The organism is Paraburkholderia fungorum (assembly GCF_003610895.1).
GTDB classification, from domain to species: Bacteria; Pseudomonadota; Gammaproteobacteria; order Burkholderiales; family Burkholderiaceae; genus Paraburkholderia; species Paraburkholderia fungorum_B.
In genome coordinates, this window is the sequence record NZ_MCAS01000014.1 from 109,090 (window position 1) to 129,336 (window position 20,247).

A 20,247-nucleotide genomic window follows, 5' to 3' on the forward strand; every position below is an offset into this window, starting at 1 on the left:
CGTGGCGCCCGCCCGACTGTAATAGCCAGTTTAACGCGACTCCCCGCCACGACGGCTTCATTTTTCGTGCCCCGTCGCGGTGCAACCCTTCTCCCCGGCTGTCATGGTGCTGACGCGCGCTTCGGTTAGGGACGCGCATCGCGCCAGAAACAGCGGGCAAAAAAAAGCCCGCCCCCGGAGGGACGGGCTGCTAAACGCCGTTGTTACTCGGGTCAGCGTGTCCTTACAACCAACTGAGCGCTGACGGTGTCATCGTGCTGCGTCAATTCCGGACTGTCGAGGTGGGAGTAACGCCGATCCATCAGATTAATGTGGGTTCTTCCTGTTCGACTTCTGGCGCTGGCTTGTGCGCCGGAAGCGGCGCCGCATGACGCGCAGGTGCCGACGGCAGCGGTTGCCGCGGCTGTGCGGCTCGCGGCGCGGGTGTTGCGTCGGCGACCGTGAAGAGGCGCACTGCTTCGTCCAGCACATCGGCCTGTTCCGCGAGACGCTGCGCCGTGGCCGCCGCCTGTTCGACCAGGGCCGCGTTCTGCTGCGTGGCGCCGTCCAGATGCGAGACCGCCTGATTGACCTGGCGAATCCCTTCAGCCTGCTCGCTGCTCGCGTTCGCCACTTCGACGATGATCGACGACACGCGGCTCACTGCCTCATCGATCACGCGCATCTGCGAGGTGGTGCGAGCAACCAGTTCCGTGCCGAGCGCCACCTCGGTTGCACTCGCCTCGACCACCGACTTGATTTCCTTCGACGAAGCCGCGCACCGTTGCGCCAGCATCCGCACTTCGCCCGCGACGACCGCGAACGAGCGGCCCGCTTCGCCCGCGCGGGCCGCTTCGACGGCGGCATTCAGGGCAAGAATGTTGGTCTGGAACGCAATGCCGTCGATGACGCCGGTGATGTCCGCAATGCGTTTCGATGCCGCCGTGATGCCGGCCATGGTCTGTTCGACCTGCCCCGCGATCTTGCCGCCGACGGCCGCTGCCGCTTGCGCGTCTTTCGCCAGATCGAGCGCACGCACGCTGGCGTCGGCGTTGGCTTGCACGGTGGTGGTCAATTGTTCCATGGTGGCCGCCGTTTCTTCGAGCGACGCCGCCTGCAGTTCGGTGCGGCGCGCGAGGTCGACATTGCCGCTGGAGATTTCGCGCGCGTTGTCGAGCATGCCGGTGATCTGCGCGCGCACGTCGTAGACGATCGCCGCAAGATTCGCCTTCAACTGATTCAAGGCTTGCAGCACATCGCCGAGGTCGTCGTGACGCACGATCACCAGGTCGGCGGTCAGGTCGCCCGCGGCGAGGCGGGTTGCGAAACCGGACATGTCGCGAATCGGTTCGGCGAGCTGCCGTGTCAGCATTCGCCAGGACAGGAGGCTGAAGGCGGCGGTGACGCCGGACGCGATCCAGAACGGCGTGGGCGGTGTGCCGCCCCATGCAGCGAAGCCTGTCAGCAACAAAGCCAGCGGCGTGATCGCATAGCCGACCGCCGCGCGTGTCGCGACGGGCAGACGCATCAGCGATTGCAGACGGCCCGGCAGACCCGTGCGCACGACCACGCCGCGATGCAGCCTGAACGCCCGCGACTCGCCGGTGCGGATGCGCGCGTACAGTGCGTCGGCGGCGCGCACCGCATCGCGGTCCGGTTTCACGCGTACGCTCAGATAGCCGACCACGGCGCCTTTTTCGACCACCGGCGTGACGTTCGCATGCACCCAGTAGTAGTCGCCGTTCTTGCGGCGATTCTTGACGAGCGCGGTCCATGGGCGGCCGTCGCGGATTGTCGCCCACATGTCGGCGAAGGCTTCGCGTGGCATGTCTGGATGACGGATCAGATTGTGCGGCTGGCCGATCAGCTCTTCGCGCGTGTACCCCGAGACGGCGATGAAGGCCGGGTTGCAATACTGGATGCGGCCGGTCAGATCGGTCGCGGAAACAAGCATCTGTGACGAAGGGAATTCGTACTCGTGCCCGGTGACAGGCTGGTTGTTGCGCATGGCTTTCCTTGCAGGTGCGGACGCGCGTCCGCGCGGCCCTTACATCTATGCAAGGAATAACGGCATTAACCCCGCATGCTTGAGGGTTTCCCAGTAAACCACTCAGGTTTATGACCCGCCACGCCGTTATCACAGGGTTGTCTTCATGCGCTTTGCGTCACGGGCAGAAAGGGTGCCGGATGCGTTTCCCGGTGCCTTCAAAAGCGTTACACTGCGCCGGACAAAGGCCTGCAGACGCATTTCGCCGCCCCGACACCCGCAGCGGTCTGCCTGCGCGAATCCGCTACTCAAGCGAGCTGATGCAGAAGATCCTCGACCGGACTCAGGAATCACTGGCCCATGCGTTCGCCTCGCTTGCGCATAGCGCGAAGCGCCAACAGCGTGTGTACCTGGCGACCATTGCCTCGCTGATGCTGATCGTCGTCGTCTTTGCGCTGTTGCTGGCCCTGCTTGCCGCCGGCAAGCATCTTGACTACCGGCGAACGCTCGCCTCCCGGAATGCCACCGACATCTCGCTGCTCCTGCATCGCGAAGAGTCGTTCCTGCGCCGCGCAGAACTGACCCTCAACTACTATCAGGAGACCGGTGAGGTACTGCGCGTGCCCGATGACGTCGAGAAATCGATCCTGCCGACAGGCACGGCGCGGGGCACGGTGAACCAGATCGACGCGCAATTCGACGTGCTGGTCGGTGAGGCGACGCGCACGGCGTGGGGGCCGGATTTCCGCGCGAAACTGTGGCGGCTGTACGAGGCGGCGCAGTCCATGCTGGTCACGCAGCAGGCCTTCGAACTGCAGCAACGCGCCATGCTGCTTGGACTGAACGAGGACTATGCCGCGATCCTGCCGTCTTTCGCTCAACCAGTGACGGGTGCGACAGCCGATCCCAAACCCGTCGAAACACCGGCGCTGCAACCAGCGATCATCGGCACGCTGCGCGAGGCGACCGAACGCGAGTTGCTGGCACAAACCGGCAAGCGCGTGCCGGGCAAAGGCGAGCGCGTGTGGCTCGGACCGTACCGCGATCCGCTACAAGGGATTCAGGTGATCTCGGAAGTAGCGGCGCTTTACGCCGGCAACACGCCGATCACGCTCGTCATTGTGAGTATCCCGCTTGACGCGCTTGAGGCGCATCTTGGCAGGCCAACCGGCGAGGGCACACTGTTGCTGCTAACGGCGGACCGCCGCCTGATCGTGTCGTCACCGCCTATCGGCGAGAAAGCCTTGAGGGTGCTGCAGGGCGTTGTTGCAGGTTCCCCGCCCGGCGTCTATCGCTACACAAGCGACGGCGTGTTTCTGAGCGAGCCGCTCATGCGTGACTTCGGCACGCTGGTCGGCTATCTGCCCTGGCGCTCACTGCTTGCCGCGCTCGGCTGGCAACTGGCCGCGCTCGTCGGCCTCACGCTTCTGGTGTTGGTGGCGATTGCGCTGACAGCGCGCTTCTGGGGCTTGCGTCTGTTGCGCAACAGCTTTGCGGAAACCTCGCGCGCGCTGGAAAGCGAAACCATCAACCATATTCTCGTCAGCGCGACACCGATCGGCTTGTGCATCGTTCGGCAAAGCGACTATTCGATCATCAACGCCAACGCGCTGGCGGGTGCGCTGCTGCATATCGAACCTGGCAGTAACCGCTTGCCGCCGCACATCGTCGGCGAGTTCTCGGCGCAGGCGCCTGACAAACCGTCGGTCGCGGCGTTCGCGAAGGTCGCGGCGTTTGTCGCGCCTGCGCAGCCTCTTCAGGCGCATTCGCAATCGCAGCTACCGGCGCAGCAATCGCAACCGGAGTCGCCGCCACGGCCGCAGCCGCAGCCGGACGCAAATGACGCAAACGATGTAAGCAGCGCAGCGCCCGAACAGTTCCTGCAGTTCACGTACGCCCCTGCGCGTTACGCGAACGCAGACGTGCTGTTCTGCGCGATTCTCGATGTGACCACGCAGCATGCGCTCGAACAGCAACTGCGGCTCGCGCAGCAGAGTGCCGAGAGCATGATGCGGGCGCGTTCGAATTTCTTCGCCTCGATGAGCCATGAAATCCGCACACCGTTGAACGCGTTACTCGGCAATCTCGAGCTGTTCGCGCGGACCCCCGGCCTCGAAGCGCACACGCGGCGGCTCGCCACGCTGGAGGTGGCGGCCGGCGCGCTGCGCCGCATCGTCAACGACATTCTCGATTTTTCAAAGATCGACGCGGGCGAGATGAGGCTCGTGACTGAATCGTTCCTGCCCATCGACGATTTTGAAAATATTGCGCTGTCCTACGCGCCGATGACGGCGGACCGCGCGATCCGCTTTTACTCGCACCTTTCGCCGACGCTCGATCAGCCACTGCGCGGCGATCGCACGCGCATCGCGCAGATCGTCAATAACCTGTTGAGCAACGCGTTCAAGTTCACGTCGTGCGGCAAGATCACGTTGAATGCCGAAGTGAAGGACGATCTGCAAGGGCGCCCGATTCTGACCTGCCGGGTCTGCGATTCGGGCATCGGCATGGATCAGGCGCTGGTGGCGCGCATTTTCAATCCGTTCGAGCAGGGCGAGGCCAGCACCTCGAGCCGCTATGGCGGCACCGGCCTGGGTTTGTCGATCTGCGCGCGGCTGTGCGAATTGATGGGCGGGCATATTTCCGTCGAGAGCGTGCTCGGGGTAGGCAGCGCATTCAGTGTTTCGATACCGCTTGCGTTGCCGCCGGATGAATTGCGTGTTCCGGCCGTCGAGCCGGCGCGCCGTGGAAACGTGCTGGTGCTGTGTCAGGAGCGTGAGTCGGGACAACTGCTCGATGGCTGGCTGCGGCGCGCGGGCTGGTCGGCGCACACGGTGATGTCGGCGCGCAGCGCGCAGGCCTGGTTACGCGTGAACCAGCCGAAAGCGATGCTGGTTACCGGTGAGTACGGTCTTGACGCCGTTGCCGGGTTGCGTGAAGTCCAGCCGGTCGGCGTCGCGTGGGTTACACGAACCGGGCCGCATCGTCCCGCGGCGCGTGCCGATGGCGTGCTCGAAGCCACTGAATTCAGCCGGGCGGCGATCCTGTCCGCAGTCGAACTGGCGGCCGAGGGAGGCGTGGTTGACGAGAGCGCGCAGCCGCTCGCGGGCGACTCCGCCGTGGCGCGCCCGCCCGCTGCTGCGAATCCCGCGCTGCACGGTCTGGCGGTTCTGGTCGCCGAAGACAATCCACTGATCCAGACGTTGATCGTGGAGCAGCTCGATGCACTGGGTTGCCTGCCGACAATCGCCGGCGACGGGCGGCAAGCGTTGGCGGCATTCGAGCTGGGGCACTTCGAGGTGGTGCTGACCGATATCCACATGCCGGTCATGGATGGGTACGCATTGCTGGCGGCGTTGCGCAAAGCGCATGCGGACTTGCCGGTGCTGGCCTTTAGCGCGGTCACCGACAATCAGCAGCAGGAAGGCTGGCGCGAGCGCGGCTTTACCGGCTATGTCGCAAAACCGGCGTCGCTGGATGAGTTGGAGGCGGCGTTGCTCGCCGTGACGTCGGCAAGGCAACTGGCGGCGACATCAACGTCGACAGGCACGTCTGCGACAGCGCCGGTAATTGCGGCGACTCTGGGTACGGCCGACGCAGCCGCCGATCCGGCCGACGCAGCCGCCGATCCGGCCGACGCAGCCGCCGATCCGGCCGCGACGCTCAGCGCGGACGACAAGGCACGTTATACGGTGATGCTCAAGGAGCACCTGCAAAACGATCTGCCGAGGCTGTTGGCGATTGTCGAGCGGGAAGACCGGGAGGCATTGGGTGGCTGGGCGCATAGCGCCGCCGGCGGATTTCTCGTCGTGCAGGAGTCGCAGTTAGCGCAGCAATGCCGCGAGCTGGAGCAGCTATGTGTGAGCAGCGGGAGTTGGACGACCGGCATGGACGAACGCGCGATCTCCTTGCACGAGGCGATATGCGATCAATTCGGTCTGGATGAAGCGTCAATGCATTGACGCGTGCGGCGGCAGCCGCACGCTTGCGTCGTGCTGTCGCGCTTACGGCGATGAGGCTGCATTGTCCGCGTTCGTGGAAGGCGCGGGCGCGCTCTGCTTCAGCGGGACAATCGGCGCGACGAATTGCTCGAAATGCGGCAGCCAGATCGGAATCGAGCGGTCCACCGCGAACATGCCGTGGCCGTCCCGGCCAAAAGGTGGTTCGACAACCAGTTCGCCATGTCCTCCTGCCGCCTGGAACGCGCTGAACCAGGTCTTGACGACATCCGGCGCGAAATACTGATCGTTTTCGACGTAGTGCCACAGCACGGGCACGGTCGTGGTCGAGGCAAAGTGCGCCATGGTCGTGGCCATCTGCTCCGGTGAGCAGGGCCGGCCGGGATGCTCGCGCGGATCCCCGCCGCGACCGCCGGAGAAGTTGATCACCGCAACGAGTCCCTTGGGGGCATAGCTCGCCGCTGCGAGAGAAGCGAACCCACCAGCGGACTGACCGACGAGTATCACTTTGTTGCGATCGACTTGCGGCAGCGTGTCCGCAAACGCGATGGTGGCGAGCAGGTCTTGAGCGGCTTCCCGCCCAGCGCTTTCGAAGTCGGGGTTCTGGCACGAACCAGTGTTTTCCGCATACGAGCCGCCGGTCGCGCCATAGCCGCGCCGAATCGGAACGATGACCGCAAAGCCCAGCTGAACAAACTGGCGAATCTGCGCGAGCTGACGGTAGCGGCCGACCTTGAAGCGATCGTGGGCGTTTGGCGGATTGCCATGGCTCAGGACGATCAGCGGAAACGGACCCGCACCGTCGGGCATATAGGTGGTGGCGACGATGTCGCGTGTGTGCTCTCCGAACAAGCCGCGTTCGGTCATCGGAACCTGAACGACGGTCTCGTGCAGATCGGTGGCAATCGGATCGCGTTCATCCGCGCCTGCCGGCGCCGCGCAGCCGACGAACGCGGCGAGCGCAGCGAGCGCGACGTGGGCGAAAAGCCCGCGCGCCGTGACCTTCTTGATCATGTGTATGCCCCGGTTCTGGATCGTTATTTCACGTGTTTTATTTCGCGCGTCGATAATCGCGCGCCCAAATCAAAACATCGGAATGCGCCGGGGTCAAGCACACTGCAATTGAGTATAAAAATGAAATTAAATGGTAAGAGATGCGCAAGCGTCGCGCCAGAAAGTGCAAGGGCGCGCCGATGTGCCGGCGCGCCCAGCTTTGAATCAGCCGTCTCTCAGCGCAATAGCGTTAAACCAGCCCGGTCATGTAATACACCGCGATCACAAAGAAAACCGCCAGCGTCTTGATTACCGTCACCGCAAAGATATCGCGGTACGACTGGCGGTGCGTCAATCCCGTCACTGCCAGAAGCGTAATCACCGCGCCGTTATGCGGCAGTGTGTCCATGCCGCCGCTCGCCATGGCCACCACCCGGTGCAACACTTCCATCGGGATGTGCGCCGCTTCCGCGCCCTTGATGAACGTATCGGACATGGCCGCGAGCGCAATGCTCATGCCGCCCGATGCCGAACCCGTGATACCTGCCAGCGAGCTTACCGAAACGGCGGCGTTGACCAGCGGATTCGGAATGCTTTTCAACGCATCGCTGACAACCAGGAAGCCCGGCAACGCCGCGATTACGCCGCCGAAGCCGTACTCCGAAGCGGTATTCAACGAAGCCAGCAACGCGCCCGCCACCGCGGCCTTGGTGCCGATCGCAAAGCGTTCGCGCACGCGGCCGAACGCCGTCACCACGACCATCACGATACCGAGCAGCAGCGCGCCTTCAACGGCCCAGATCGCGACGACGCTTTTGATCGTCGTCGTAACCGGCGCATGGATGCCCGGCAGGATGTCCGGTGCGACGGTGTACGAGGCACCGTACCAGTTAGGAATCCAGCGGGTCAGCAGGAAGTTCGCCACGCCGACCAGCACCAGCGGCGCGACCGCGAGCAGCGGATGCGGCAGTTGCTTCGATTCGACGCGTTCCGGTTCGTTGACGAGATCCGTGCCGTAGCCTTCGCCGGTCGCCATCGCCGCGCGGCGGCGCCATTCCAGATACGTGAGTCCGACCGCGATGATGAACAGCGAGCCGATCACGCCAAGCGTGGGCGCGGCCCAGGACGTCGTCTTGAAGAAAGTGGTCGGGATGATGTTCTGGATCTGCGGCGTGCCCGGCAGCGAGTCCATCGTGAACGAGAACGCACCGAGCGCGATCGCGCCCGGCATCAGCCGTTTCGGAATATTGCTCTGACGGTACAGTTCGGCGGCGAACGGATAGACGGCGAACACCACCACGAACAGCGATACGCCGCCATACGTGAGCAATGCGCACACCGCGACGATCACTGCATTGGCGCGCGAGCGGCCAATATAGCGGATGGCGGCGGCCACGATCGACTCCGAGAAGCCGGACAGTTCGATGACCTTGCCGAACACCGCGCCCAGCAGAAATACGGGGAAGTAAAGCTTCACGAAGCCGACCATCTTCTCCATGAAGATGCCGGAGAACACCGGTGCGACAGCGCCCGGATCGGTGAGCAGCACAGCGCCGAGAGCGGCGATCGGCGCGAACAGAATGACGCTGTAGCCGCGATACGCGGCAAACATCAGAAACGCCAGCGCGGCGAGGACGATAACAAAGGACATTGAGTCTCCGAAGCTTGGTTGTTCTACGTGTACGCCGTCCCGATGAGTGCGACGGCCCGGCGCCCGCAAATGCAGATTCCATGCCACCTGCGCTGCGGTGGCCTGCCCGTTGATTTCACAGGCGAAGTTCGAAACGTGATGCGGCCGATTGTACCCAAACGTCTCCAAATCGGGATGCAAATCATCTGAATATAGGCTGAACTGCGGTTAAACCCTTATGCAATAAGCCTGTTGGCGATCTCGCTGATGAGATAATCTGTCTACAAAATGAGACATGCATAAATAGAACATTAGCCGGAGACAGCGACACCATGATGAACGACTGGGCGGGCCTTCCTGCCACCTACGGCGACGTACTCCGCCGGGCGATGGAATCGCTGTTCCGTACGTTCGAAAATTTCAGCGAAGGCACGTTCATCGTCGACGCCGAGGCGCGCGTCGTCTGGATCAATAAGCGCTACGCGGCGCGCTTCGGCTTTTCGGACCCGGAGCAGGCCATTGGCCGGGATTGCGAGGAGGTGATTCCCAACAGCCTGATGCGCGAGGTTGTGAACACCGGCAAACCGATTCTGCTCGATATCCTCGAAACGGATCGCGAGCCGCTTGTGGTGACGCGGCTGCCGTTGAAAGACGACGCGGGCGAAACGGTCGGTGCGGTGGGTTTCGCGTTGTTCGACGAACTGAAGGCGCTCACGCCGCTTTTCTCTCACTATTCCCGCGTGCAGGAAGAGCTGATCGCGACGCGCCAATCGCTCGCGCAAGCCCGGCGGGCGAAGTACACGTTCGGCAGCTTTGTCGGTACGAGCGCGGCTAGTCTCGAGGTGAAACGCCAGGCGCGCCGCGCCGCGCAACTCGAGTCACCGGTGCTGTTGCTTGGCGAAACCGGCACGGGCAAGGAACTGCTGGCGCATGCCATTCACGGTGGATCGGCGCGGGCGAATCAGCCGCTCGTGACCGTTAACGTCGCGGCGATTCCGGACACCTTGCTCGAAGTCGAATTCTTCGGCGCCGCGGCGGGCGCCTATACCGGCGCCGACCGCAAGGGCCGCGTCGGCAAGTTCGAGCTTGCGAACGGCGGCACACTGTTTCTCGACGAGATCGGCGACATGCCGCTGCCTTTGCAGGGCAAGCTGTTGCGCGTGCTGCAGGACAAGGAGTTCGAGCCGCTTGGTTCGAACCGGATCGTGCGCGCGGATGTACGGATCATCGCCGCGACCTCGGCAGATTTGCCGGCGCTGGTCGCGGCGGGGCGTTTCCGCGCGGACCTGTTCTATCGGCTGAACGTGCTGACGATCCAGGCGCCGGCGCTTCGCGAGCGTCTATCCGATATCGAGGCGCTTGCCTACGCGATGCTCGAGGACCTGTCGACGCAAGCGCGCGGCGCCAGCCACTTCGAATTGCAGGACGACGCATTGCAACTGCTGTGTTCGTACGGGTGGCCCGGCAATGTACGCGAGTTGCGCAATACGCTGGAGCGGGCGGTGATGCTCTCGGACAGCGAGCGAATCGATGCGCGTGCGCTGGCGCCGTTTATCGGTCCGTCACATGGCGGCCATCGTCCGCAGGTATCCATGGTCTCTGAGGCGCGCGCTTCGGACACTGCATCGGCGTCGCTCCAGACGATGTCATGGAGCGACGCCATGGCCGCGTTCGAAAAGCGCTACCTGGGCGACGCCTTGCGCGCCAACGGCGGTCGTGTGATCGAGACGGCCATGCAGATCGGCATGGGTCGCGCGACACTCTATAAGAAGATCGCGGCATATGGCATCGAGGTGTGACAAAGTACGGCGACATCGAATGACGCACTGCAATGGCCGCGTGGCACAATCGCGTGATCGAAAAACAAGACGTGATCGGGGTTTCCAGATGAAACACAGCCTTCCCTCTTTCGCGCGCCGTGCCTGTGCTGCGCTGGCGCTTCCCGCAATCGCCTTGCTGAGTGGTTGCAGCAGCAGCGCCCCGCTGTTTCTGTCGGACGGCCGCCCGACTACGCTGGTTCAATGTCCAGCCGGCTCCGACTCCTGCTCGCAGCAGGCAAACGCGGCTTGCGGCGGCGCCTTCGATGTCGTGCGCCAGTCCACCGAGAATGGCACCCTCAGTCTGATATACGCCTGCCGCGCAAAATGACGTTATGCCAGCCGACAACTGGCATAACGCGCATGACAATTTCCTTTCTTTATCCTGTCGCCCACCCGTGACCGTGGGCGGTCGTCTCCCTCCCAGCGCAAGTCCAGTTTGAACGGACCCTGCCATGCGGCGAGCTGATGTCGCGCAATATGCATATGGCCGTTATAAATATCTGGCTCCAATGCGCATTTCTGAAAACGGTTATGATGCGCGTTGAATATTTATTGGGCCATGCGCAAACTATTAGTTATATCGCGCGCGTCGATAACAAAACCCTCCGGGTTCTCCATTAGCCCCGGTCGGTGCGGCACCTAACGGAACGCGAAGATTCTTCGCCGTATCCTCATTCCACCGGTTCAAAGTTAAAAAATACATGCAGATTTTGCCGGATTCACGCCGGTGGGATTAACGGCTTAAGAAAGATTTTCCTGCTGAGTGACGAGATGATGTAATTGCGGCACGCTTTATGCTTTTTTAAACGAGTCCAATGAGTAATTCCGGGGAAAACAATGAATCACCATCAACTCGAAAAAGACATCGAACATCTTGAGCATGTAATCTCGCATATCTCTGCTGAAGACCGTATCCCACTGTCCTATTGGCGCAACCGCATCGCTTTGGTGTCCGGGGCCGCTTTGGTGCCGGCGCAGGCCAGTCGCGTCAAGCGGCTCGATGCAGCCCTGTCGGCTCTGGAGGAGCGGAAAAAGACGTGACCTCCCACAGGAGGGAGGGTGACGTGTACCGTCTGATCAGGTAACGTTTCCTGAGAAATAAGGGAACGTAACGCCCTGACATCAGGAGGAGCATGCACACTGCAGGACTCTCGGCCGTCCGGCTGACGGCGCTTACGAACGCCATGCAAGGCTATGTGGCGCGCGACGAGGTTGCGGGCGTCGTTTCGCTGGTCTGGCGGCGTGGGGAAATCGGCTATTTCGAGCCCCTTGGCTTGCGTGACGAAGCGGCGCAGTTGCCCATGGCGCGCGACACGCTGTTTCGCATTGCCTCGATGACCAAGCCGGTTACGAGCGCGGCGATCCAGATGCTGATCGAAGAGGATCGGCTCGCTCTCGATACGCCGATCTCGTTGTGGCTGCCTGAACTCGCTGCGCCCTCCGTGCTGCGCGACCCCACCGGCCCGCTCGACGAAGCCGACCCGGCCAGAGCGCCGATTACCGTGCTCGATCTGCTCACGCATCGCGCCGGCTATGCATATCATTTCACCGCTACCGGTCCATTGGCCGAGGCTTACGCGGCGGCTTTCAACGGCATTGAAGCGCGGGGCGACGCCGACGCGTGGCTAAAACGTATAGCCGGCTTACCGTTGATGTTTCAGCCCGGTTCGCGCTGGCACTACGGCATCGCGACCGACATTCTGGGTGTACTGATCGAGCGCGTCAGCGGCATGCGGCTCGGCGACTTTTTCCGGACGCGGATCTTCGAACCGCTCGGCATGCGCGACACGGCGTTCTGGGTGCCCGACGCGCAACTCGCGCGTTTGGCGACGGCTTATGGCGTCGCGCCGGACACGCAGCGGCGTGTGGTCGAAGACCATGCGTCGGCGAGCCGTTGGGCGAACCCTGGCCGGTTCCAGAGCGGCGGCGGAGGTCTTGTCTCCACGGCGCAGGATTATCTGCAGTTCGCGCAATTGTTGTTAGGACGTGGGCGCGTCGGGTCGACACGTTTGCTGTCGCATCGCTCGGTCGATTTGATGCGCTCGAATTTTCTGACCCGCGACCAGCGCCGCGTGCCGGCGTTCGGTCAAGTGATGTGGGCGGGCCAGGGTTTCGGACTTGGTTTGTCCATCGTCGACGATCCGGCGCAGCAACTGCCGCTCGGTTATCGCTCCATCGGGTCGTTCGGCTGGCCGGGTGCGTATGGCACAAGCTGGTTCGCTGATCCGGTGGAAGACCTGATCGGTATCATGCTGATTCAGCGGCGTGCTGTCGAACCCTTCCCGATGTCGGTCGATTTCGAACGCCGCGTGTACGATGCAATTGACGATTGAGTGCGTCGGCCACGGCAGGTGAGCAGGCAGCTTTAACGGTGGTTAATCGCGCGGCGCTCGGTGGTCGCATGAGTTGGCTACGTTGGCGGGCCGCCCTGCGCGGGCCGCTCTATCCGGCACTTTTTTCGTCTGATAGTGTCCCCCAGGACGACTTCCCAGGAGGCGTCCGCGCTGCATTCGTCAAATCGATCGGAGTACCTGTCATGCCTTCGTACAAACAGTTGACTGCCCAGCTCGAGAAGCTCCACAAGGAAGTCGCGGTGGCGCGCGAGAAAGAAATTGCACAGGCGATCGCGGAGATCAAGCAAAAGGTCGCCGAATACGACCTCACGGCGGAAGAGCTGGGTTTCACGAGCAAACGTGCAACGGGGCGCAAAACGGTATCGGTAGCCAAGTACCGAAACCCGAAAACCGGTGAGACCTGGAGCGGCCGTGGCCGCTCGCCGGGCTGGCTCGCAGGCAAGAATCGCGAGCGCTTTCTGATCGAAGGCTGAAGCCCTTTCCTGTGTGGCGCTTGCGTTCGCAACGCGCCGGTTTCTTTCGAAGTGAAGTTGTGCCGGGTTTTTCTCGCACCGCTGCGCGGGTCCCGAAAACCCTCACCTTTCACGTGAGCGTGCAACGCGCGCCGTGAATTTCTCCAGACACCCCGGGCAAGGATTGGTTATTTCGGTGAGCCTGGTTTTGTCGGATGACGCACCTTGCTGCACGATCACCGCGCAGTAACTCGTGACTGCAGGGTCATCCTTGAAATCCGCGCCAGCCCTTGCTGACGGGCGTTTCCAGGCGATCCGAAGAATCGTGGATGCTGCCTCGCGGTTCTCTCGCTGCCTTTTCCGCCGACCTTGCCGGACTGCTGAACTTCACGCCGTTGGTGCGTGAGCGGCCGCGGGTCTGTTCACCTTTCGCCGCGATTCGAGGTTCGCAATCGCGAGTCCCGAAAACTCTCACCTTTGAGTTCGTTCGCGTGCGCGATGTGATCCACCATCTGATCGCCTTCCAGGCCGCCCCGGGGCAAACCCGGAGATGAGTTCGCCTCATACCCCGGATCAAAACTCATCGATACATGGTCGCGCAGACCGAACCGCACAATCGGTCATCCACTCAACCTCGACGGAAAGACCATGAGCGTATCGACGGACAAACAACTCTTTATCGGCGAAGGATTCGAAGGCCCCGGCGTCAACCTCGCGCACATCAACGTACTGGTCGGTCCGCGTAATGGGCCGGCAGGGCAAGCCTTCGCCACCGCATTGGCGACGCCTTCCGCCGGGCATGCGCCGTTCGTCGTGATCGCGCGGCCGGGCGTGCCGACCAAGCCGTTGACGCTGTATGTGAACAAGGCGCAGATCGGCAGCGACTTCCACGGCAACGCAACGTGGGGCGCTTCGCAGGCCGGCATCGCAAAGGCGGTGGCCGAGTCGCTGGAGAACGGCACGTTGCCGCCCGAAGCGGAAAACGATTGGGTGGTGGTGTCGGCGAACTGGGTCAACCCGGGCACCGACAACCTCGACGCCGTGTTCGAGAACAACTACCGCGCGTGCAAGAACGCGATCCTCGCTGCGATGAAGGGTTTGCCGCATCGCGACGAAGTGTTCGCCGCCGCGCGCGAAGTTTCGAATCCGTTCTACACCCCGAAGCAACGTTAATCACACGCGACGCGGTTCGCGCGCCGTGAGTGCCGCGCGACCGCTTGCGCAACTGGATGCGATCAGGAAGGAGACAAGCACTATGGAATACATTCGCCTTGGCCACTCGGGCCTGAAGGTTTCGCGTCTGTGTCTTGGCACGATGAACATGGGCACGCCGCAATGGAAGCCGTGGATTTTCGATGAAGCGCAGAGCGAGCCGATCGTGCGTCACGCGCTCGAAGCCGGCGTCAATTTCATCGACCTCGCTGATTTCTACTCGACAGGTGTGGGTGAAGAAGTGGTGGGGCGCATTCTGAAGCGCATCGCCCGCCGCGAGGAAATCGTCGTGACGACCAAGGTCGGTTATGACATGGGCACGTATCAGAACGCCGGCGGCCACTCGCGCAAGCACATCATGGATGGCATCGACGCGTCGCTCACACGTCTCGGTATGGACTACGTCGACATCTACATGCTGCATTTCTTCGACGTGAATACGCCTGTTGAAGAGACCATGGGTGCGCTCAACGACATCGTGTGCGCGGGTAAGGCTCGCTACATCGGCGTATCGACGATGTACACGTGGCAGTTCGCCAAGATCATGCAAGTGTGCGAGCGCAACGGCTGGCACAAGCCGATCAACATGCAGTTGCAACTCAACCTTGCCTATCGCGAGGAAGAGCGCGAGATGATTCCGTACTGCCAGGATCAGGGCGTCGGCGTGTCGGTGTTCAGTCCGCTGGCTCGCGGGTTGCTGACTTGCGATCCTAACTCGACGCGTAACCAGACCGACTTCTTCACCGCGCAGATGTACGGCGATACGGCGTCGCGTGAGATTGCCGCGTCGGTGGCGCGCGTAGCGGCGCGGCGTGGTGTGTCGGCGGCGCAGATTGCGCAGGCCTGGGTGCTCAATCACGGCGGCGTAGCGAGCATGCTGGTCGGTGCGGATACGCCGGCGCAGTTCGACAGCGCGTTGGCGGCACTCGGCACGAAATTCAGTGCGGACGAGCTCTTCGAGCTCGAACGCAATTACACGCCGTGCGATCTGATCAATGACTACACCGCGGGCAAACGCATCGCACGCGAGCCACGGCTTGCGCAAGGCGCGTTCGTCGAGGATCTGGAGAAGGCGGCATGAACGAATTTCTCCGCACAGGGCATTACATTGGTGGCGAGTGGTACGAAAGCGCGAGCACGTATCCCGTTCTGAATCCCGCGACCGGCGAGATCGTCGCTCAAGTCGCCAAAGGCGGCGCTGCGGAAACGGAGCAGGCCGTTGCCGCAGCCGAGCGTGCGTTTCCGGCGTGGCGTCGGTTGACCGCAAAGGAGCGCGGCGCACGCGTCAAACGCTGGGGCGAATTGATGCTCGAGAACCGCGACGCGCTCGCCGAACTGCTGACGCTCGAACAAGGCAAGCCGCTTGCCGAGGCGCGCGGCGAAGTCGGCTATGCGGCGAGCTTCTTCGAATGGTTCGCCGAGGAAGCCAAGCGCAGTTACGGCGACGTGATCCCCAGCCCGAATCCGAACGCGAAGATCATCGTCACGCGCGAACCGGTGGGCGTGGTCGCGGCGATCACGCCGTGGAATTTCCCGCTCGCGATGATTACGCGTAAGGCCGGCCCTGCGCTCGCAGCGGGCTGCACGATGGTGCTCAAGCCGTCGGAAGAGACGCCGTTGTCGGCGTTCGCACTGGCCGTGCTCGCTGACAGAGCGGGCATTCCGGCTGGCGTGTTCAATATCGTCTCCGGCGATGCCGTGGCGATCGGCGGCGTGCTGACTGAATCGGAAGTGGTGCGCAAGCTCTCGTTCACCGGCTCGACACGGGTGGGAAAACTGCTTGCAAAGCAGTCGGCCGATACGCTGAAGAAGCTGTCGCTGGAGCTTGGCGGCAACGCGCCGTTCATCGTCTTCGACGACGCGGATATCGACGCCGCCGTGCAAGGTGCGATGGCCTCGAAGTTTCGCAACACCGGACAGACCTGTGTGTGCGTGAACCGCTTCTACGTGCAGGACGGTATCTACGACGCGTTCACACTGGCCTTGACCAAAGCCGTGCGCCAGATGCGCGTTGGCAATGCGTTGCAAGGCGAGGTCGAGCAAGGTCCACTGATCAATCAGGCGGCGCTGAAGAAGGTGGAAGCGCACGTCGCCGATGCGCTGCAAAAAGGCGCGAAGGTTTTGACCGGCGCAAAACCGCACGCGCTCGGTGGCACGTTTTACGAGCCGACCGTGTTGGTCGACGCATCTGATTCGATGTTGATCGCAAAGGAGGAAACCTTTGGACCGGTCGCGGCGTGTTTCCGCTTCAAGTCTGAAGACGAAGCGATCACCGCCGCCAACGACACGCCGTTCGGTCTCTCCGCATACTTCTACACGCGCGACCTCGCGCGCGCATGGCGGGTTGCTGAAGCGCTGGAGAGCGGCATGGTCGGCATCAACGAGGGCATTCTGTCGACCGAAGTCGCACCCTTCGGCGGTGTCAAACAGTCGGGCCTTGGTCGCGAAGGTTCGAAGTACGGGCTCGATGAATACACCGAACTGAAGTACATGTTGATGGGCGGCCTCGGACGCTGATCGTCAACCTACGCCTTCGCCTCACGCAGCACCACGCACTTGCACGCGTGAGGCGAACGACGCAGCCCGGTGCGGCGCCGGCACATCGGCAAAAAAACCTCCCGCGCCAGGTGGCTAACATAACGAAGGAGACAGCGTGAGCAATCAGGATATCCAGGCGGCCACTCTCGGCCTCGCCCCCACTACGCCGCACACGGCGGCAGCAACCGCGCGCGGCCCCGTTTCTCTTGACGACGTTCCGCTGAACTCGTTCCACGTCAAGATCGCCGGACTCACTTTCGGTGCCCACTTTACCGAAGGGTTCGCACTTGGCACGATCGGCTATGCGCTTGCGTCGCTGAATCGCCAGATGCCGCTCGACGCGTTCTGGATGGGCATGATCGGCAGCTCTGCGTTGATGGGCATCTTTGTCGGCAGCCTCGTGTTTGGCTGGCTGTCGGACCGGCTGGGACGGCAGAGGATCTTTCTACTGAGCTTCCTCATCATCACCGCGGCGGCGTTTGCGCAGTTCTACGTGCGATCGCCGCTCGAGTTGTGTTTGCTGCGTGTGCTGATCGGCTTCGGCATGGGCGGCGACTTTGCCGTTGGACACGCGATCCTTGCTGAATTCTCGCCGCGCAAGCATCGCGGCACCTTGCTTGGCTCGTTCAGCGTGGTGTGGACCGTCGGCTACGTGGTGGCGAATGTGCTCGGCATGTACTATGCCGACGCCTCGCCAGATGCGTGGCGTTGGCTGCTTGCGTCGGCGGGCGTTCCAGCGTTGATCGTGCTGATCTTGCGCATGGGCACGCCGGAGTCACCGCGTTGGCTGTATGGCAAGGGACGCATTGCCGAAGCCAAAGCAATCGTGCTCAAGCACTTCGGTCCAAACGTAACACTCGATGCAGGCGATGACGGTCACTCGCACGCGCATGGTGGCTTCATGCGCCTGTTCAAGCCGGACCTGATCCGCAGAACGATCTTTAATTGCGCTTTTTTTGTGTGCCTGGTGATTCCGTACTTCGCGATCTATACGTTTCTGCCGACCATTCTTAAAGCCATTCACCTGAACGACGGTTCGGGCGCGGATTTCCTGCTGAACGGTTTCCTGGTGCTGGGCGCGCTGATCGGCATCTGGCTGACGATCAAGCTATCGCGCCGCGTGTTTCTGATCGGCTCGTTTGCGGTGACGTGCCTGTCGCTGATCGCATTGAGTGTGCTGCCGGAATCCGCAACGCTCGCGATGATCGTCGCGTTCGCCATTTTCACGCTGACGATGTCCGCTTTTTCGAATCTGGTCGGTGTGTTCCCGCCGGAGTGCTTTCCAACCGAAGTGCGCGCCTGCGGCGTTGGACTTGCAATTGCGTGCAGCCGCCTCGGTTCGGCGGTCGGCACTTTCCTGCTGCCGCTTGGCATCGTCCATCTGGGTTTCCACGCGACCATGATGGTGCTCGCAGCTGTTCTGCTGATCGGCATGGTGGTGTCGATCGCCTGGGCGCCTGAGACGAAGCACCTGACGCTGAACGAAGCCAGCGGCGCGTAGCCCGCCTGAACGCTTTAAGAAAACCCGCCGCATCGGCAACGATGCGGCGGGTTTTCTATTTGTGGCGCCGAATCCTGGTTGAGCCGTCTTTTCTTCTGAATCTTTAGGAAACGTCCTAACGACTTGCTTCGCGCGAGCGTGCAGCCGTCGGACGAAATCGCGTTTCGTGTAGGGCGATTCCTATCTAAATCGGAATTCTCCTAAGTACTTGCGAATCTCGAAAACTTAATATGAATTTGCGCCTGAACGAGAGGCCAATAGTTCGAAGCAAGACCGCCATTTTCCCGGCAAAGAACATTGGAGCGCCCAGGGGCAAATGGCGAATTTCACCCAATATCGATTCGCTGTTGATTCAATAATTTTCTTAACTTACTGGAGCAGCAAACATGAAATCAATCCTCCCCGCAATTGTGATCGCAACCGGCGGTCTGTTGGGTCTCGCATCGCTCGGCGCCCAGGCGGCGGACGGCACGATCACCATCACTGGCACGTTGTCGAACACCACTTGCTCGATCAACGGCAAGACATCGGGTACCGCTGCCGACGTGGCAGTCACGCTGCCAACGGTTTCGGCTGGCGCGCTCTCGGCAGCAGGTACGGTGGGTGGTACGTCGGGCCCGACCGATATCACGATGGCACTGACCGGCTGCACAGGTGGTGCGACCAAGGCCATCGCCACCTTCGAAAACGGCTCGACCGTCGACCAGAGCAACGGCTATTTGACGAACCAGGCTAGCACGACCCCCGCCACGAACGTTGAAGTCCGTCTGCTGAATGCATCGATGCAACCGATCAACATCGTGACCGGTTTGAACAACGATATCGCTAGCAACGGCGCGACGATCACCACGGGCAGCGCGAACCTGAAGTATTTCGCGCAGTACTACGCAACGGGCAAGGCTACGCCCGGCAACGTGAGCACGAACGTTCAATACACGATGCAGTATCAGTAAGCGTTTGGCTGAGGCGTTCGCTCAGGCGAACGCTTTTTTATGGCCTTATTTCAAGATTATTTTTAGAGGTGATGTGATGAAGTTGCTCGGAAAAATGACGATAGGAATCGGTTTTGCTTGTGCGCTGCTTGCGGGCAGCGCACAAGCAAGCGTGACGATCGGTGGTACGCGAGTGGTGTATCCGCTCGAGCAGCGCGAAGTCACGGTCAAGCTCGATAACGACAGCCACAACCCGTCGCTCGTGCAGGTATGGATGGACGATGGCAACCCGGATGCAAAACCCGGCGAAGTCAAGGTGCCGTTTGTGATTACGCCGCCCATCTTCCGCATGGATCCGGCGAAAGCGCAAACCCTGCGTGTGATGTATAGCGGCGAAGCGCTGCCGCAGGATCGCGAATCGGTCTACTGGCTCAACGTGCTGGATATTCCGCCGAAGGCGAGCGGTGCGACCGGCGTCAACTCGCTGCAAATGGCCTACCGCACGCGCATCAAGGTGTTCGTGCGTCCGGCGAAACTGCCTGGCAAGCCTGAGGAAGCGCCTGCGCAGTTGAGTTGGAAGATTGCCGCGTCGCCGGATGGCAAGGGTCAGGCGGTGAGCGTGTCGAATCCGACGCCGTACTACGTGTCGTTTAGCGAAGTCGATGTCGAAAGCGGTGGGCATACCTTCAAGAATGAACAGGGCGGCATGGTGGCGCCGCGCGCGTCGGTGGTCTTGCCCGTCGCAAAGATGAATGCAGTACCGGCAGGTGCGAAGGTTCACTACACCGCAATCAGCGATTACGGTGGCGCCATCAATGGCGACGCGACGCTCGGTCAATAGACCGCGGTAGCTTGCCGGGCGGGCGGCCGCCTTCCACCCATCGTCAAAT

General features: G+C 62.0%; 15 protein-coding genes. 12 read left to right on the forward strand and 3 right to left on the reverse strand.

Annotation, left to right across the window (positions count from 1 at the left end; translation table 11 throughout):
- Nucleotides 1-301: 301 nt before the first annotated feature.
- Nucleotides 302-1,987 carry a methyl-accepting chemotaxis protein gene (locus BCY88_RS16140; protein WP_120345253.1) on the reverse strand — a complete coding sequence of 562 codons (1,686 nt, stop codon included), beginning with the start codon at nucleotides 1,985-1,987 and terminating at the stop codon, nucleotides 302-304.
- 299 nt (nucleotides 1,988-2,286) lie between these two features.
- Here BCY88_RS16140 and BCY88_RS16145 point away from each other — a divergent pair, with 299 nt between their 5' ends.
- Nucleotides 2,287-5,928: an ATP-binding protein gene (locus tag BCY88_RS16145; protein WP_120345254.1), complete on the forward strand. Its 3,642-nt coding sequence runs from the start codon at nucleotides 2,287-2,289 to the stop codon at nucleotides 5,926-5,928.
- Nucleotides 5,929-5,970: 42 nt separating this feature from the next.
- Here BCY88_RS16145 and BCY88_RS16150 read toward each other — a convergent pair whose 3' ends face one another.
- A complete protein-coding gene (locus tag BCY88_RS16150) occupies nucleotides 5,971-6,939 on the reverse strand; it encodes an alpha/beta hydrolase family protein (protein ID WP_120345255.1) in 969 nt (322 codons plus the stop codon).
- A 229-nt stretch (nucleotides 6,940-7,168) separates the two neighbouring features.
- Nucleotides 7,169-8,569, reverse strand: a complete 1,401-nt coding sequence (locus BCY88_RS16155; protein WP_120345256.1) for a GntP family permease — start codon at nucleotides 8,567-8,569, stop codon at nucleotides 7,169-7,171.
- A gap of 311 nt (nucleotides 8,570-8,880) precedes the next feature.
- Here BCY88_RS16155 and BCY88_RS16160 point away from each other — a divergent pair, with 311 nt between their 5' ends.
- From BCY88_RS16160 to BCY88_RS16210, 11 genes are all read left to right on the forward strand, one after another.
- On the forward strand, nucleotides 8,881-10,347 hold the full coding sequence (locus BCY88_RS16160; protein WP_120345257.1) for a sigma-54 interaction domain-containing protein: 1,467 nt from the start codon (nucleotides 8,881-8,883) through the stop codon (nucleotides 10,345-10,347).
- Nucleotides 10,348-10,435: 88 nt separating this feature from the next.
- Nucleotides 10,436-10,696, forward strand: a complete 261-nt coding sequence (locus tag BCY88_RS40375; RefSeq protein ID WP_120345258.1) for a hypothetical protein — start codon at nucleotides 10,436-10,438, stop codon at nucleotides 10,694-10,696.
- 509 nt (nucleotides 10,697-11,205) lie between these two features.
- The gene (locus tag BCY88_RS16170; protein ID WP_120345259.1) at nucleotides 11,206-11,409 is read left to right on the forward strand and encodes a hypothetical protein; all 204 of its coding nucleotides are present in this window, start codon (nucleotides 11,206-11,208) and stop codon (nucleotides 11,407-11,409) included.
- A 92-nt stretch (nucleotides 11,410-11,501) separates the two neighbouring features.
- Nucleotides 11,502-12,701 (forward strand): serine hydrolase domain-containing protein, encoded by a 1,200-nt coding sequence (locus BCY88_RS16175; RefSeq protein WP_120345260.1) that lies wholly within the window; start codon nucleotides 11,502-11,504, stop codon nucleotides 12,699-12,701.
- 203 nt (nucleotides 12,702-12,904) lie between these two features.
- Nucleotides 12,905-13,195, forward strand: a complete 291-nt coding sequence (locus BCY88_RS16180) for an H-NS histone family protein (protein ID WP_120345261.1) — start codon at nucleotides 12,905-12,907, stop codon at nucleotides 13,193-13,195.
- A 627-nt stretch (nucleotides 13,196-13,822) separates the two neighbouring features.
- Nucleotides 13,823-14,347 carry a formaldehyde-activating enzyme gene (fae, locus tag BCY88_RS16185; RefSeq protein ID WP_120345262.1) on the forward strand — a complete coding sequence of 175 codons (525 nt, stop codon included), beginning with the start codon at nucleotides 13,823-13,825 and terminating at the stop codon, nucleotides 14,345-14,347.
- An 82-nt stretch (nucleotides 14,348-14,429) separates the two neighbouring features.
- Complete coding sequence (locus BCY88_RS16190) at nucleotides 14,430-15,467, forward strand: aldo/keto reductase (RefSeq protein ID WP_120345263.1); 1,038 nt, start codon at nucleotides 14,430-14,432, stop codon at nucleotides 15,465-15,467.
- Nucleotides 15,464-16,903, forward strand: a complete 1,440-nt coding sequence (locus BCY88_RS16195; protein ID WP_120345264.1) for an NAD-dependent succinate-semialdehyde dehydrogenase — start codon at nucleotides 15,464-15,466, stop codon at nucleotides 16,901-16,903. Before BCY88_RS16190 ends, BCY88_RS16195 begins: the two co-directional genes overlap by 4 nt.
- 136 nt (nucleotides 16,904-17,039) lie before the next feature.
- On the forward strand, nucleotides 17,040-18,425 hold the full coding sequence (locus BCY88_RS16200; RefSeq protein ID WP_120345265.1) for an MFS transporter: 1,386 nt from the start codon (nucleotides 17,040-17,042) through the stop codon (nucleotides 18,423-18,425).
- Between the two features lie 386 nt (nucleotides 18,426-18,811).
- Complete coding sequence (locus BCY88_RS16205; RefSeq protein ID WP_120345266.1) at nucleotides 18,812-19,378, forward strand: fimbrial protein; 567 nt, start codon at nucleotides 18,812-18,814, stop codon at nucleotides 19,376-19,378.
- A 94-nt stretch (nucleotides 19,379-19,472) separates the two neighbouring features.
- The gene (locus BCY88_RS16210; protein ID WP_473087148.1) at nucleotides 19,473-20,198 is read left to right on the forward strand and encodes a fimbria/pilus periplasmic chaperone; all 726 of its coding nucleotides are present in this window, start codon (nucleotides 19,473-19,475) and stop codon (nucleotides 20,196-20,198) included.
- The last annotated feature ends 49 nt before the right edge of the window (nucleotides 20,199-20,247 follow it).

Coding starts and splice junctions, on each gene's coding strand:
- BCY88_RS16155 (WP_120345256.1), bottom strand. CDS start 8,569: ATGTCCTTTGTTATCGTCCTCGCCGCGCTGGCGTTTCTGATGTTTGCC.
- BCY88_RS16210 (WP_473087148.1), top strand. CDS start 19,473: ATGACGATAGGAATCGGTTTTGCTTGTGCGCTGCTTGCGGGCAGCGCA.
- fae (WP_120345262.1), top strand. CDS start 13,823: ATGAGCGTATCGACGGACAAACAACTCTTTATCGGCGAAGGATTCGAA.
- BCY88_RS16140 (WP_120345253.1), bottom strand. CDS start 1,987: ATGCGCAACAACCAGCCTGTCACCGGGCACGAGTACGAATTCCCTTCG.
- BCY88_RS40375 (WP_120345258.1), top strand. CDS start 10,436: ATGAAACACAGCCTTCCCTCTTTCGCGCGCCGTGCCTGTGCTGCGCTG.
- BCY88_RS16170 (WP_120345259.1), top strand. CDS start 11,206: ATGAATCACCATCAACTCGAAAAAGACATCGAACATCTTGAGCATGTA.
- BCY88_RS16205 (WP_120345266.1), top strand. CDS start 18,812: ATGAAATCAATCCTCCCCGCAATTGTGATCGCAACCGGCGGTCTGTTG.
- BCY88_RS16195 (WP_120345264.1), top strand. CDS start 15,464: ATGAACGAATTTCTCCGCACAGGGCATTACATTGGTGGCGAGTGGTAC.
- BCY88_RS16160 (WP_120345257.1), top strand. CDS start 8,881: ATGATGAACGACTGGGCGGGCCTTCCTGCCACCTACGGCGACGTACTC.
- BCY88_RS16150 (WP_120345255.1), bottom strand. CDS start 6,939: ATGATCAAGAAGGTCACGGCGCGCGGGCTTTTCGCCCACGTCGCGCTC.
- BCY88_RS16175 (WP_120345260.1), top strand. CDS start 11,502: ATGCACACTGCAGGACTCTCGGCCGTCCGGCTGACGGCGCTTACGAAC.
- BCY88_RS16145 (WP_120345254.1), top strand. CDS start 2,287: ATGCAGAAGATCCTCGACCGGACTCAGGAATCACTGGCCCATGCGTTC.
- BCY88_RS16190 (WP_120345263.1), top strand. CDS start 14,430: ATGGAATACATTCGCCTTGGCCACTCGGGCCTGAAGGTTTCGCGTCTG.
- BCY88_RS16180 (WP_120345261.1), top strand. CDS start 12,905: ATGCCTTCGTACAAACAGTTGACTGCCCAGCTCGAGAAGCTCCACAAG.